The sequence below is a fragment of the Hymenobacter gummosus genome (genome assembly GCF_003970915.1).
Lineage (GTDB): Bacteria > Bacteroidota > Bacteroidia > Cytophagales > Hymenobacteraceae > Solirubrum > Solirubrum gummosum.
Map to the genome: position 1 here is coordinate 608,119 of NZ_RXOF01000001.1, position 14,522 is coordinate 622,640.

Here is a 14,522-nt window from a genome sequence, read left to right on the forward strand (position 1 = left end):
GAAATAGTGAGGTGGTGAAATGGTGAGTTTGACGTTCACGCGGCTCTATTCGCACCAATAGCTGCCTTGCCAAATCAAGAATGCCAAACGGCCCCGGTAACCAGTGTTACCGGGGCCGTTTGCGCATTCAGGGCCGCTTGAACGTCAACTCACCATTTCACCACCTCACCATTTCACCTAATGGTCACTCTGCACGCCGGCGCGGATGGGGACGGGCAGGTGGTTTTCGGCGGGCGGAATGGGGCAGGAATACTGGCTGCTGTAGGCGCAGTAGGGATTGTAGGCGCGGTTGAAGTCCAGCCAGATGGTGTGGCCCTTGGGCACGCGCAAATCGAGGTAGCGGCCGCCGCCGTAGGAGTCGTGGCCGTTGGTAGGGTCGGTGAAGGGTAAAAAGAGGTAGTCCTCGTAGCCGGGCTTCTGCTTGAGGTTCAGGCTTTCGTACACGTTGAGTTTCAGCACCTGACCCAGCAGGGTGAAGTGCAGCTCCCCGTACTTGCGGTACACGGCCTGGCGCGGCGTGGTGGTTTTCATCACGAAGGGCGCCGAGGTGGAGTCGCGCAGCAGCCGGGCTTCCACGTAGTAGCGGTAATCGGCGGGGAAGAAGGGTAAGGCTTTGAACGTGGCCTGCGCGTCGGCGGGCAGCGGGGTGCGGGCCGGGTCGCGGTACTCGGCGTTCAGCTCCTGCTGGAAGGCCTGCACCGTCTGCGCGTGCTCGGCGGCGCTCAGGTGGGCGGGCAGCACCTGGGCCGGGGCCGCCAGCACCGATGCAGCCACCAGAGCCCCGGCGGTCAGGGCCCGACAAATTAGTGAGTTCATGCCGCAAGTTACGGCCGGTCAAGGTCTAAGAACCGCCGCCCCAAGGGCCCGGCCACAGCCACGAAACGGAACTGCGCTACTGCTCGCCTGCTTGGCCCCGCGCGGCAGCGGCGTCCGGCGGCGTCACCTGCTGGTACACGGGCAGCGCGTAGAAGGGCCGCAGCAGCCGCACGACGTCCAGCGCGTCGGCCACGGCCTGGTGAGCCACGGTAGTGTCCTCGAACCGGGCGCGGGCCTTGCAGATGCTCATGGTGGGCAGCCGGGAGTCCTTGTGCCAGTTCAGATAGAAGGCGGCGGGGTCCAGCAGGGCGGGCTCGGCGCGCACCAGAGTGCCCCAGCCGGGCAGCTGGCGCAGAAACAGCAAGTCGAAGGAACCGATGTTTTTGCCGGCCAACGTCACGGCCACGCGGTCCTTCTTGTCGGGCCGGAAGCCCTGCTGCAGCAGCCACGCGCGCAGCTGGGGCAGCAGCTCGGCGGCCGTGCACACGTCGGGCTGGTCCGGTTCGGCCTCGGCCAGCTCCTGCAGCAGGCCCGCGTTCAGGGCCAGGGCGCCGGCCGTGCCCACGTACTCGGCATGGCGCACGGCCCGGCGGAAGGTAGGCAGCTCCGCCAGCGGCCGCAGGCGCTTGGTATCCTCCACCACGGCCGCCAGCTCGATAATCTGGTGCCGCTCGGGCTGGTTGCCGGTCATTTCGAGGTCGAGGGAAACGTAGCGCATAGGCTGATTCCTACGGCCCGCGCCATTCAGGTGTTGGCCGCACGGCTGTTGAACCCCTACAGCTTTTTGGTAAATCTGCTTACCAATGCGGCCTTTTCCACAAGTGGTAAAGTTGTTTACTACCCTCAAAAACGCCCTCCACCAGTCCAGTAAACATACTGCAGGGGGCCGCAGCCACCGCTAATACCCCACAAAAAAGCCCCGGCCTTACAGCCAGGGCTTTTCTAGGTGTTGCGGATGGTTTCTTACTCGATAACCACGCGGCGCGTGACCGGCCCGGCGGCATAATCGACGCGCAGCAGGTACACCCCGGCAGGCAGGCCTTGCAGGTCCAGGGCAAGGGCGGCCGCGGGGCGGGCCAGGGTGCGCACGGGCCGGCCCAGCGCGTCGAGCAGGGCCAGCTGCCGGGGCTGGGCCTGGGCGTCGAGGCGCAGGTGCAGCTGGCCGTGGGCCGGCACCGGCCAAGCCTGCAGCATGGCCGCGGCCTGCGCGGACGTCACGGCCAGCACGTTGGCGGCGAGCAGGCGGGCAATGCCGATGCGCGGGGAGTTGGCAATGCGCTCAAACGAGCCCGCCACGAGCAGGGCCCCGTCGGGCTGTACCAGGATGCGGCTCACTTCGTAGACGTTGGGGGTGCTGGCATCAAAGGAAGGGTCCAGGCCGCCGTCGGGCAGCACCCGCTTGAGGCTGCGGTAGTCGCTGTCGAACACCACGCGCTGGTTGGGCTGCAGGGCCGCCACCTGAATAAGATCCAGCGTCGCGCTCAGACCCGACACAAAGGTGGGGTCGGGCTGGCCGTTGGGCAGCAGCCGGCCAATGGCGGCCGCGGGCACGCCGTTGAGGTCGGGGAAGTAGCCGTACACCAGCACCCGCCCGTCGGGGTAACGCTCCATGCCGTACACGGCCGAATACAGGTCGCTCGACGTGATGGTGGTAAACGACGCGTCGGGGGCGCCGTTGGGCAGCAGGCGCCGCACCAGTTCGGTGCCGTAGTCGGAGCTGATGAGGATTTTGCCGTCGGGCAGGGGCAGCAGATTGGTGAGGTACGAGCCCGACAGCGGCTGGAAGGTTGGCTCCAGCTGCCCGGTCGCGCCCGACAGGCGCACCAGGTTATGATAGTTGCTGTTGCCGGGGTAGTAGAAGATGCCGCTGGCCAGGATATCTCCGTTGGGCAGCAGCGCCGTCTTCTGCACCTGCCCGCCCGTAAACGTCGCTGTGTTGGGGCGGAACGGCGGATCAAAGCTGGTATCGAGGCTGCCATCGGCGAGGAGGCGGGCCAGGCCGGCCCGCGGCGCCGGCCCAACGAAGGCGAAGTCGCCGCCCACCAGAATCTTGCCGTCGGGCTGCACCAGCACGTTGCGCCCGTTGGCGGCGTTCTGCGTGCCCAGCAGCGGGGAGTTGACGGCGAAACCGGCGTCCACGGTGCCGTCGGGGTTGAGGCGCGCCAGGTTGCGCACGGCCGCGCCGTTGACGTCGGTGAAGTTGCCGATGATAACCATCTTGCCGTCGGGCTGCAGGGCCACGTCGTGCACGTTGCCGGCCGCCCGCAGCTGCGGCGCGAAGCTGGGGTCGTAGGTGCCGTCGGCATTAAGCAGGGCCACCCCTACCGGCATGCTGGTAAACGAAGCCATCCGCGTGGGCGTGCCGGCCGCCAGGATCTGCCCGTTGGGCAGCGGCGCGAAGGAGTTGAAGCGGCCGATGTCGCCGAAGGAGGACACGTGCCAGCCGCTGACCACCGCCCCGCTGCTCGACAGCCGCGCCACCCGGCTCTGCGTGCTCACCCCGCCGTTGGACGACACCAGCAGGCTACCGTCGGGCAGCACCACCAGGCTGCGGCCGTTGTTCATGGTATTGCCCGTGGCCAGCGTTGCGGGCGGGTTGAAGGACGTATCCAGGGCACCGGTGCTGGTCAGGCGCACGACGGGCGTACTGCCGCCCATCAGACGCGTGCCGTTGAAGGTGCCCACCAGAATCTTGCCGTCGGGCTGCACGGCCAAGGCCCCCACCAGCGCCGAGCTGAGCACGGCGGGCGCAAAGGAGGCATCGAGCGAGCCGTCGGCGTTCAGGCGGGCCAGGGCGCGGCGGGGCTGCCCGGCCACGGTGCTGAACGAGCCGCCCACCAGCAGCTTGCCGTCGGGCTGCCGGGCCAGCTTGGGCGCAAACGTCTGCCCGCCCAGCCCGGCGCCCAGCGCCGTCAGGAAAGCCTGATCGGGCGTGCCGTCGGCGTTGAGGCGGACCAGGCCGCTGGCCGGCACGCCGGCAAAGCTGCCAAAGGTACCGGCCACCAGAATCTTGCCGTCGGGCTGCACCAGCAGGCTGGAGATGGTGCCGTTAACGGGCTGCTGCTGGGCAAAGCTGGCGTCGGGCGCACCGCTGGGCAGCAGCCGCACCAAGGCCCCGTAGTCCTGCCCACCCAGCTCGATGCCGGCCGGCGCGGCCACCAGCAGACGCCCGGCGGCGTCCTCAGCCACGGCCAGCGGCATCCACTTGAACCCGGACACGGCGCCGTTGAAGGCCACGTCGGGCTGGCCGCTGGCGGTGTAGCGCACCAAGCCCGTGCTGGTGCTGCCTTCGGCCACGCGGCTGGTGTTGCTCAGGATCAGGCGGCCGCCGCCGCTGAGCAGCAGCACGTCCTGCGCCGCCGCCGGCTGGTAGATTTCGGCAGGATAGAATGCGGGGTCGGCCGTCTGGGCCTGTGCCGGCTGCCGCAGCAGCCACAGCGCCAGCATCAGAAAGAGTAAACGGGTACGCTTCATATAAAGAATGAGAAGGAATTCAACTGGGACATGCGCCAGGGCTAAGTGGCCACGGGCAAGAGGTTGTACAAACTGTTAAGAAGACCCGCCCGGCAGCCAGTAGCCGGCCGGCGGTTATTCTATGACCACGCGGCGCGTCACCGGCCCATCGGCGTAGTCGACGCGCAGCAGGTACACCCCGGCGGGCAGCTGGGTTGTATCCAGGGTAGACGTTTCGGTCGGCATGCTCTGCTGCTGCACTATCTGTCCCAGGGCATTGAGTAAGGTCAGGGAGCGGGGGCGCAGGCCCGGGGCCTGCACATGCAGGAGCCCGCGGCTGGGGTTGGGGTACACGCGCAGGGCGGCAGCGCGTCGGCTGCCGGCCGCCAGCACTCCGGCACTCTGCAGGCGCACCAGCCCCGTCACGGCTTGCTGCCCGGCGCGTTCCAGCAGCCCGGCTACCAGGATTTTCCCGTTGCTGTCCACGGCCACGTCCTGGACGTAGGTGGAGGTGCCGCTGGAGGTACTGGAGCCGAAAAAAGCCGGGTCGAATGTGGTATCCAGCCGGCCGTCGGGCTGCAGGCGCACCAGCGGGTAGTACAGATTAGGAGCGACGCTGGGCAGATGCATTATACCGCCCACCAGCAAGTAATCATCGGGCTGCACGGCCATGGCCCGCACTCCATTTTCGTAAACGGCCACCAGGTATTGCTCAATGGGCGTGCTGAATGTCGGGTCGAGGGCGCCGGTCGGGCTGAGTCGCACTAGCGCGCTGTTGGAAGTATAGCTGTTGGTAGCCAGCACGTAGGCGCCGGAGCGCTGCCGGGTGATGCCGGTAATGTCGTACACCGAGCGGACCGCATTGGCGGCCAGCGTGCTGAAGGGCGCGTCGTCGGCCCCAGTGGGCAGTACCCGCCGAACGACGCAAAAGGTTCTGGCCGCGTCGATACCGTAGTAGAGCACGTTGCCGTCGGCCTGCAACCAGCCGCCGTCCAGGCCGTCCAGCTGCCCGGCCAGCAGGGGCGAAAAGCCCGTATCCGGGCTGCCGTCGGCGTTCATGCGGGTGAGAAAGCGCCGCCCGCCCGCGTCGGGCAAGTCGCCGCCCACGACGATTTTACCATCGGGCTGAACGGCCAGCAGGTTGATTTCGCCGCCGTTGGTGGGCGGCAGGCCCGGCCCGGGGCTAAACGCGGCATCCTCGGCGCCGGCGGTGGTCAGACGGGCGAAGGTGAGCAGGCCGCGGCCGTTCGTGACGCCCACGCCCGCCAGCAGCACCTTGCCATCGGGCTGCACCGCCAGTTGCTCCACGCCCCAGCCCCCGCTCCGCGGCATACGCACCGCAAAAGTCGGATCGACGCGGCCGTCGGGCAGCAGGCGCGCCACGCGGTCGGTCACGTGCCCGCCGACGGTGTTGAAGGCACCGGCCACCAGCAGCTTGCCGTCGGCCTGTACGGCCACTTTAGCTACGGCCCCGGGCAGCTGCAGGCGGGGAGCAAAGCCGGCGTCCACGCTGCCATCGGGCTGCAGCAGCGTCAGCGTGCGGCGCCGCCCGTTGAAATTGCTGAAGATGCCGCCCACGAGCAGCCGCCCGTCGGTCTGCAGGTGCAAGGCTTGCACCTCACCGTCGGCCCCGGCACCTACCTGAAAAGTCGGGTCCAGCGTGCCGTCGGCCAACAGGCGCAACAGGCGCGGCCCAGGAGTGGGCGTCGGCGCGAAGCCTCGGAAGCTCACAATCAGCTTGCCGTCGGGCTGCCGGGCCAGCCGCTCGCCCTCTAGGGCCGGGGCAATACCCGCATCCAGCCCAAACGAGGCGTCCGGGGTTCCATCGGCCAGCAGCCGCAGCACGGCCGGGCGGCCAGCGGCGCCCGGGCCAGTCAGCAGCACACGGCCGTCGGGCTGCAAGACCACGTCGGCTACCCCGGGAGCATTGGCCACCAACTGAAAGCCGGTGTCGCGGGTGCCGTCGGCGTTCAGGCGTACCAGTGAGGTTTCCGAGGTGCCGCCAAAATACAGGTAGTCGCCGGCCACCAGCACTTTACCGTCGGGCTGTAGCACCAGCCGCGACACGCTCATGCCCCGGCCCAGCGCGGCCCCGAAGCTGGTATCGGGGGCGCCATCGGCCAGCAGCCGCACCAAGCCGATGCCCCCGCCGTTGCTGCTGCCAACCAGAAGTTTACCATCGGGCTGCACGACCGCCGCCGAGGGCTGCGCATCCGGAATCAGGCCGCTCGGGCTGAAGCTGGCATCGAGCGTGCCATCGGCATTCAGGCGCACGAGGCTGGTGCGCACGGTGGTGCCCTGCTCGTAGCGGGCATTCAGCAGCAACAGCTTGCCGCCGGGGAGCAGCAGCAGCTTGTCGGCCCACCGGACCCCGCCCACGTTAGCGTTGAAGGCCTGGTCTAGGGTACCGTCGGCATTGAAGCGCACCAACCGGGCCTGCGCCACCCCATCGACGCGGGTAAAGTCGCCCAGCACCACGCGCTTGCCGTCGGGCTGCTGGGCCACGTCGCTGATGCGGGCCTCGCGGTAATAGTCGCTGAGCTGAAATGTGGGGTCCAGGCTCTGCGCGCGGGCGGCAGGCAATTGGGCAGCCAGGGCCAGCAGCAGGCAGGCCCCCAGCAGGGGTAGGCGGTTATTCATAGGCATAATCGGAAGAGTGAAAAAACACTGCCCCCTCATCCTGGCTGGACGGGGTTTCATAATTGCTCGGCTAAAGTGCACAAACAATGTCGCTTTACCCGGCCATTGGTTTAGGGGCAGTCCGAAAAAGTCCCGGCCGGCGCAGCGGTAGCTGCGCCGGCCGGGGCCACCAAATCAGTTTTTTGCTACTCGACCACCACCCGGCGCGTCACCGGCCCATCGGCGTAGTCGACGCGCAGCAGGTACACCCCGGCGGGCAGCTGGCGCACGTCGAGGTCCATGACCGGGCCGGTTACAGACTGCGTCAGCACCCGCTGGCCCGTCAGATTCAGCAGGTGTACCAGCTGCGGCTGAGCGGTAGCGGCCAGGGAAAGGTGCAGCGTGCCGTGGGCAGGGTTTGGGTATACCTGCAGGCGGGCCGTGGCTTTGGGGCCGGCGGTGGCCAGCACCCCCGGCGCCAGCAGCCGCACCAGGCTTAGGTGCGGCTCGCCACCGGCCTGCACAAAATTACCGCCCACCAGTACCTTGCCGTCGGGCTGGGTGAGCAGGGCCTGCACCGTCACGCGCTGGTTCTGAGCCGGGTCGCTGATGGGGCCGCGTAGCAGGCTAAAACCAGGGTCGACCGAGCCGCTGGGCGTTAGCAGCCCCAGGCCTCCCCATACGACTTCACGGGGCGTATGCGACGCTACGTACGACCCTCCCACCAGAATACCGCCGTTGGCTTGCAGGGCCATAGCCTCGGCACCGTACACCGGCGTATTGGCCACGAAGCCCGCATCGGCGCTGCCGTTCAGCTCCAGGCGCCGCACCTTGTCGGCAAAGCTCAGCCAACCGCCCACCAGCAGCTTGCCATCGGGCTGCTGCAACAACGACTTTACTTCAAAAAACGGGTCGTTGAAGCCCGTCATCACGAACCCGGCCTCGGGCACCCCTGCCGCCGACAGCCGCCCTAGGTTCAGCGTATTGACGCTGCCCAGGCGCCCGAACTGCCCGCCCACCAGGATGCGCCCGTCGGCCTGCAGCAGCAGCGCGTTGACGATACCACTTACCGTCGGCACGGTCGCGCGGGTATCGGCGCTACCATCGGCCCCCACTTTGGCAAGGCTGTACTGGCCATTTACCGTCTGGAAATGGCCGCCGACCCAGGCGCTACCGTCAGCCAGCAGCAACACGCTGCGCACGATTACCTGCCCCGCAAACTGGGCATTGGCGTCGAAGCTTGCATCGGGTCCGCCAGCCGCCAGCACACGAGCCAGGCCGGTCCGCGGGCTAGTGCCTACGGTCGTGAAGTAGCCCCCGACCAGCACCTTGCCGTCGGGCTGCAGGCCCAGGCTATACACGGCGCCATCGGTGCGGCTCTGGGCCGTAAACGACGCGTCGACGGAGCCATCAGCATTGAGGCGGGCGAGGTTATCAGCCACGGTCGTCCCGATTTCGTGGAACGTGCCCCCGACCAGCAGCTTGCCATCGGGCTGCTGGGCCAGGGCCGATACCAGCCCCGGTACCTGCACCGAGGGCCGGAAGCTCGGGTCAATCGTTCCGGTGGCCGACAGCAGAAACAGGGCGCCGGCCTCGTCGCCGCAACGGGTGAGGTGGCCACCGATCAGGATGCGCCCGTCCGGCATAACGCGCACGGCGGCGGGCCCCCAGTTGGGCCCCCGACCGGGTTGCCAGGTGTTGTCGGCGCTGCCGTCGGCATTCACCCGCACCAGCTGAAAGCTGCCGCCAATGGACATGCCCGCCAGGATTTTGCCGTCGGGCTGTAGGGCCACGTCGGTCAGGTAGCCGTTGATCAGGGGGCGCGGGTTGGCCAGCAAGGCGGCCAGGGCAAACGAGGCATCGGGTTGCCCGTTGGGCAGCAGCCGCTCGATGCTGTTGCTGTACGGCCCCGTGCTACCCGCGGCGGCCCCACCGGTGCCGGCCACCAGCACGCGCCCATCGGGCTGCACCAGCAGCTTGCTCACCCGCGTAGTGGTGGTGTAGGCCTGGAAGCTGGTGTCGACCGTGCCGTTGGGCAGCAGGCGCACCACCCGGCTATCGGTCTGGCTGGAATTGTAGCGGTAGAAGTCGGCGCTGATGACCACCTTGCCGTCGGGCTGCAGGGCCACGGCGGTTATTTCGCGCATGGGGTCCAGCGCCGCATCAAAGGCCGGGTCTACCGCCCCATTGGCCAGCAGCCGCACAATGCGCCGGAAGCGGGGCGAGGTATTAAATGAAGCAATGGGGCCGGCCACCAGGATTTTACCATCAGGCTGCACCAGCAGGTTGGTCAGGTAGTTGTCATTGTGGCTACCGGCGCCGGCGTTGAAACCAGGGTCCGGCGTGCCATCGGGATTCAGCATCAGCAGCTCCACCCGCTTCAGCCCGCTTACCACCAGCGTATCCTGGGAGTTGCCGAAGGTGGCCAGCAGAATTTTGCCGTTGGGCATCACGCGCACTTGCGCGGGCCGCCTCAGTATCGAAGAAGAGGATTTGGTGACGCGGGCGTTGGCCTGAAACGCTTGGTCCAACGACCCATCCACGTTCAGCCGGGCTATTCCCCGGGCCAGATGCCCGTTCACGTAATCGAAGCCGCCCACGATGATGCGCTTGCCGTCGGACTGCTGGGCCACGTCGCCGATGTCACTGACCTGAAAAATGCTGGGCACCCGGAAGCTGGAGTCAGCAGTTTGGGCCGTGGCTGCTTTGGGACTCATTGCCAGCACGGTAACGCCCACGAGGCAGCCAATAAGTAAGGGTAATTTCATGCGAAACCAGTGAAAAAAGGATTAAAAACACTGAACAGGGGTATGACCACCGCCATCCATTAAAGGTTGCCCGGCGCGCCGACTAAAGCCGCAATTGCTGCGCCAATAGCCCCCTAGGTAGCCGCGTATCCGCTAGGCCCGTACTACCCAATGGCGCCGGTTCCCCACCAAACGCTCCTGACCATCCGGTGCTAATCCCCGGCCGCTACTAAATTCGTTAGCGAAACCATTTCCGGCCCGTACTTTCGCCCCATGTCCGACGCCCCCGCCCCGAAAAAACTCTTCCTGCTCGACGCCTTCGCGCTGATTTACCGCTCGCACTTCGCGTTCAGCAAAAACCCGCGCATCAACTCCAAGGGCCTCAATACCGGGGCCATCCTGGGCTTTACCAACACCCTGGTGGAAGTGCTGCAGAAGGAAAAGCCCACCCACATTGGCGTGGCCTTCGACGCGGCCAAGAAAACCTTCCGCCACGAGCAGTACGCCGACTACAAAGCCCACCGCCAGGCCATGCCCGAAGACATCGGCCTAGCCATTCCCTACATCAAGCAGATTATCAAGGCCTTTCGCATTCCCATTCTGAAGGTGGATGGCTACGAGGCCGACGACGTAATCGGCACGCTGGCCTGCAAGGCGGAGAAAGAAGGCTTTGAGGTGTTTATGATGACGCCCGACAAAGACTACTGCCAGCTGGTGACCGAGCACATCAAGCAGTACCGCCCGGCCTTTATGGGCAACGCCGCCGAGGTGGTCGACGTGGAGCGGGTGAAGGAAAAGTTCGGCGTGCAGCGCGTGGAGCAGGTTATCGACATCCTCGGGCTGATGGGCGACGCCTCCGACAACATTCCGGGCATTCCGGGCATCGGCGAGAAGACGGCCAAGGCCCTGATCGAGCGGTTCGACACGGTGGAAAACCTGATTGCCAACGCCGACCAGCTCAAGGGCAAGCAGCGCGAAAACGTGGAGCAGTACGCCCAGCAAGGCCTCATGTCCAAGGAGCTGGCTACCATTCATACCTCCGTGCCCATCGACTTTAAAGCCGAAGAGCTGGAGCTGGAAAAGCCCGACGGCCAGGCGCTGAAGGATTTGTTTGAGGAGCTGGAGTTCCGGCAGCTGGCCGCCCGCATCCTCGACGACGCCGGCGCCACCCGCCCCGGCCCCGCGGGCGGCGCCGGCGGCTCGCGCGGCGCCCGGCGGCCCAAAACGGCTGCCGGCGGCCCCGGCCTGTTCGACTCGGCCGACGGCTCGGTGCAGCGCGCCGCCGAAGGGGCCGATGCGGACGAAATCGAGCTGACCGAGCCGGAGTTTGTGGGCTCGCGCCGCACCCTCGGCGACGTGCCCCACCAGTACCACCTCGTCGACACGCCCGGAGCCCGCAAAAGCCTGGTGCAGTTCCTGGTGAAGCAGGCGGAAGTCTCCTTCGACACCGAAACGACCGGGCTGGACACCATGACCTCGCGGCTGGTGGGCCTTTCGTTCTGCTGGCACGCGGGCGAGGCCTACTACGTGCCCGTACCCTGGGGCCCCGACGATATGGAAGCCGCCCAGGCCATTGTCGACGAGTTCCGGCCCTTCTTCGAGGCCGAAAACGTGCGCAAAATCGGGCAGAACATCAAGTACGACCTGAGCATCCTCAAGCACTACGGCGTGACGGTGCGCGGCCCCCTGTTCGACACCATGCTGGCCCACTACCTGCTGGAGCCCGACATGCGCCACAACATGGACGTGCTGGCCGAAACCTACCTGCACTACACCCCCATCAGCATTCTGGAGCTGATCGGGCCCAAGGGCAAAAACCAAAAAACCATGGGCGACATTCCGCCCGCCGAGGTGAAGGACTACGCCTGCGAAGACGCCGACGTGACCCTGCAGCTCAAAAACGTGTTCGAGCCGCGCCTCGACGCCCAGGGCCTGCTGCCGCTGCTCAACGAGGTGGAAAACCCCTTGGTGCCGGTGCTGGCCGACGTGGAGTACGAGGGCGTGCGCATCGACGCCTCGGCCCTCTCCGACTACTCGGGCACCCTGCAGGGCTACATCACGGAGGTCGAGGAGCAGATTTTCAAGATTTCGGGGGAGCCGTTCAACATCGGTTCGCCCAAGCAGCTGGGCGAGGTGCTGTTCGATAAGCTGCAGATCGGGGGCAAGCCCAAGAAGACCAAAACCGGGCAGTACGCCACCGGCGAGGAAATCCTGAGCGTGCTGGCCGCTGAGCACCCCATTGCGGCGCTCATCCTGGAGCACCGCCAGCTCACCAAGCTCAAGAGCACCTACGTCGACGCCCTGCCCCAGCTGGTGTGCGAGGTCGACGGGCGCATTCACACCTCCTTCAACCAGGCCGTGGCCGCCACCGGGCGCCTGTCGAGCACCAACCCCAACCTGCAGAACATCCCGATTCGCACGGAGAAGGGCCGCGAAATCCGCCGGGCCTTCGTGCCGCGCGACGCCGACCACCTGCTCGTGGCGGCCGACTACTCGCAGATCGAGCTGCGCATCATGGCCTCGTTCTCCCAGGACCCCACGATGATTGAGTCGTTCCGCAAGGGGCTGGATATTCACCAGAGCACGGCCAGCAAAATCTTCGGCGTGCCGCTCGACCAGGTGGACTCCGACATGCGTCGCAAGGCCAAAACGGCCAACTTCGGCATCATCTACGGCATTTCGGCCTTCGGGCTGGCTCAGCGCCTGAGCATCGGGCGCAAGGAAGCCACCGACCTTATCGACGCCTACTTCCAGGAATTCCCGGCCGTGAAGCAGTACATGGACGAGAGCATCCGCAAGGCCCGCGACCTGGAGTACGCCGAGACCCTGCTGGGCCGCCGCCGCTACCTGCGCGACATCAACTCGCGCAACGCCACCCTGCGCGGCTACACCGAGCGCAACGCCATTAACGCCCCCATCCAGGGCACGGCGGCCGACATCATCAAGGTGGCCATGATTCACATCCACGACTGGCTGCAGCAGGAAAAGCTGGCTACCCGCATGATTCTGCAGGTGCACGACGAATTGGTGTTCGACGCGCCCAAGGACGAGGTGGCGCACATCACGCCCCACATCAAGCGCCTGATGGCCAACGCCCTGCCCATGCAGGTGCCACTGGAAGTGGAAGTGGGCACCGGCTCGAACTGGCTGGAAGCCCACTAAGGCCTCGTCGGCCCGGTGCCAATGCAGCAAGAGTGGACCGTGGAGTACGGTCCGCTCTTGCTGCATTGGTACTAGCTCAGTCTACAGGGCCGTGTAGGTACGACGGACGACCAGCTTTACATTATTCGTCGTGGACACGGCCGATGCGACATACTTGGTTGCAGTCAGTTCTCCCAGGCACCGCCGTCGTAGTCCAGTATCATGTAGGTCAGGTAATGACCACTTACCGACCACACCCCTGACTGGCCCTGTGCATTGGTCGGGGTGCAGGGCACGGCGCCCTCATCCATGGTCATGAGTCTACTGGCCTGGAACTTCAGGCTGTTATCCTCTTTGCAGTCGGCGTAAGCGTTAGCATTGCTGCCGGGCGGACTCATTACTTGGCGTGGACCTACAGCTTGCTGTAAGTCGCCGTGATGTTGTACGTCACGTTGCCGCCCGGAATCTGAAACTTGAGTTTCATGGTGTTTTCCGACAGCTCCAAAATATCTGCCGTTTGCGAACCGGAGGCGTCCGTGATGGTGATTTTGCTTTCGTCGGAGCTGAACACCCAGGAACCTACCGTGGTCTGCGGGGAGTTGGCGCAGCGGTTCGAGCCCTCGTCGAACTTGTACACGTTAGGCTTCTCGAACCGCTCGATGTCGTCTTTGGCACAGGCCGGCAGCTGCCCGTAGTAGTCCGTCACCGTAGTGCCATTGACGGGCAGGCCGGGGTCGGAGGTGGCCGCTTTTAGTTGCCAATTCTTGTCGGTCAGCAGTTCGGTCTTGGTCTTGGGGTCGTCTTTCTTGCAGGCGACAAACAGCGGCAGCGCCGCCAGTGAGAAGAGTAGGGCTCGGTTCATGGGGCAGTGGATTGGATTGACTCCAATGTAGCACAAACCCAACAATTAATATAACTATTATTTTAATTAATTACACAAAGGTTATATAACACCCTGCGAAATCCCATTCTCCCCTCCTGATGATACTCCCCGCTTCCGAACCGGGAAGCGGGGCGTTTTCTGAGCTTGCCGCCCGCTTATTGGGCCGTAAAGGTAGTGCGGGTGACGATGATGGGGCTGCTAAGCCCATCCGTCTCCACCAGCACGAACTTCGAGGCGCTGATTTCTTCCAGCGTGCCGTGGAACGACACAAAAAAGCCCGAAGGCTGGTCGAGGGCCAGCACCGTTAGCTCTTTGTCGTTTTTGTTCAGGCTCCAGCTGCCGCTGAACGTCTGTACCGGCAAACATTTGATGGCGCCTTCGTCGGCGACGAACGTATTGCCGACCTCGAACTTGTAGGTATTGTCGCGCAGGCAGGCGCCGGTGGCAGCGTACTCATCGGTAGGCGCCGCCGCGTCCACCTGCTTGGTCTTGGCCGTAATCTTCCAGGTCTTCGCCGTTAGCAGCTCCGTCGTCGTCTTGGGTTGTTCCTTGTCCTTTTTGCAGGCAGTAAAAACGCAGGTCAGGGCCAGGGTAGTGATTAATGCAACGCGCTTCATCAGAAGAAATCAGGGTTTTGAGAATAGACACGCGCCGAACTGCGCCCGCTGCTAATCAGGTCCTGCTTGAGCTGCATTACTCACCCGAACCAGTTCGACGCCGCAAATCTATTCCCAGCCGGCATTTTGGCCACTACCTGGCTCACCCGTCCGCCTCTCCTCACGGCCTTTGGCTACGGTCACACTGCTCCCGGGCCGGGCGCAGGTCCCTGACCCAAAGCGCGCGGGGCGCAACATAAAACGGGC

8 protein-coding genes are annotated in these 14,522 nt (G+C 65.3%); 1 reads left to right on the plus strand and 7 read right to left on the minus strand.

The features are described from left to right. Positions 1-177 precede the first annotated feature (177 nt). The 5 genes from EJV47_RS02655 to EJV47_RS02675 form a co-directional block, all read right to left on the minus strand. On the minus strand, positions 178-816 hold the full coding sequence (locus tag EJV47_RS02655; protein WP_126691580.1) for a DUF1684 domain-containing protein: 639 nt from the start codon (positions 814-816) through the stop codon (positions 178-180). Between the two features lie 76 nt (positions 817-892). Then, positions 893-1,534 carry an exonuclease domain-containing protein gene (locus EJV47_RS02660; RefSeq protein WP_126691581.1) on the minus strand — a complete coding sequence of 214 codons (642 nt, stop codon included), beginning with the start codon at positions 1,532-1,534 and terminating at the stop codon, positions 893-895. A 245-nt stretch (positions 1,535-1,779) separates the two neighbouring features. Further along, a complete protein-coding gene (locus tag EJV47_RS02665) occupies positions 1,780-4,290 on the minus strand; it encodes a T9SS type A sorting domain-containing protein (RefSeq protein WP_126691582.1) in 2,511 nt (836 codons plus the stop codon). A gap of 114 nt (positions 4,291-4,404) precedes the next feature. Then, positions 4,405-6,909, minus strand: a complete 2,505-nt coding sequence (locus tag EJV47_RS02670; RefSeq protein ID WP_165903589.1) for a T9SS type A sorting domain-containing protein — start codon at positions 6,907-6,909, stop codon at positions 4,405-4,407. Positions 6,910-7,094: 185 nt separating this feature from the next. Beyond that, a complete protein-coding gene (locus tag EJV47_RS02675; protein ID WP_126691584.1) occupies positions 7,095-9,656 on the minus strand; it encodes a T9SS type A sorting domain-containing protein in 2,562 nt (853 codons plus the stop codon). 252 nt (positions 9,657-9,908) lie between these two features. Between EJV47_RS02675 and polA the strand changes: the two genes are divergently transcribed. Next, positions 9,909-12,797 (plus strand): DNA polymerase I, encoded by a 2,889-nt coding sequence (polA, locus tag EJV47_RS02680; protein WP_126691585.1) that lies wholly within the window; start codon positions 9,909-9,911, stop codon positions 12,795-12,797. Between the two features lie 391 nt (positions 12,798-13,188). Here the strand turns inward: polA and EJV47_RS02685 are convergent, their stop codons facing one another. Then, positions 13,189-13,638 carry a lipocalin family protein gene (locus EJV47_RS02685; protein WP_126691586.1) on the minus strand — a complete coding sequence of 150 codons (450 nt, stop codon included), beginning with the start codon at positions 13,636-13,638 and terminating at the stop codon, positions 13,189-13,191. A 176-nt stretch (positions 13,639-13,814) separates the two neighbouring features. Beyond that, complete coding sequence (locus EJV47_RS02690; RefSeq protein WP_126691587.1) at positions 13,815-14,276, minus strand: hypothetical protein; 462 nt, start codon at positions 14,274-14,276, stop codon at positions 13,815-13,817. Positions 14,277-14,522: the final 246 nt, after the last annotated feature.

What these genes read in the sequence shown, in the direction of transcription:
- EJV47_RS02655 (WP_126691580.1), bottom strand. Translation starts at nt 816, where the DNA reads ATGAACTCACTAATTTGTCGGGCCCTGACCGCCGGGGCTCTGGTGGCT.
- EJV47_RS02660 (WP_126691581.1), bottom strand. Translation starts at nt 1,534, where the DNA reads ATGCGCTACGTTTCCCTCGACCTCGAAATGACCGGCAACCAGCCCGAG.
- EJV47_RS02665 (WP_126691582.1), bottom strand. Translation starts at nt 4,290, where the DNA reads ATGAAGCGTACCCGTTTACTCTTTCTGATGCTGGCGCTGTGGCTGCTG.
- EJV47_RS02670 (WP_165903589.1), bottom strand. Translation starts at nt 6,909, where the DNA reads ATGAATAACCGCCTACCCCTGCTGGGGGCCTGCCTGCTGCTGGCCCTG.
- EJV47_RS02675 (WP_126691584.1), bottom strand. Translation starts at nt 9,656, where the DNA reads ATGAAATTACCCTTACTTATTGGCTGCCTCGTGGGCGTTACCGTGCTG.
- polA (WP_126691585.1), top strand. Translation starts at nt 9,909, where the DNA reads ATGTCCGACGCCCCCGCCCCGAAAAAACTCTTCCTGCTCGACGCCTTC.
- EJV47_RS02685 (WP_126691586.1), bottom strand. Translation starts at nt 13,638, where the DNA reads ATGAACCGAGCCCTACTCTTCTCACTGGCGGCGCTGCCGCTGTTTGTC.
- EJV47_RS02690 (WP_126691587.1), bottom strand. Translation starts at nt 14,276, where the DNA reads ATGAAGCGCGTTGCATTAATCACTACCCTGGCCCTGACCTGCGTTTTT.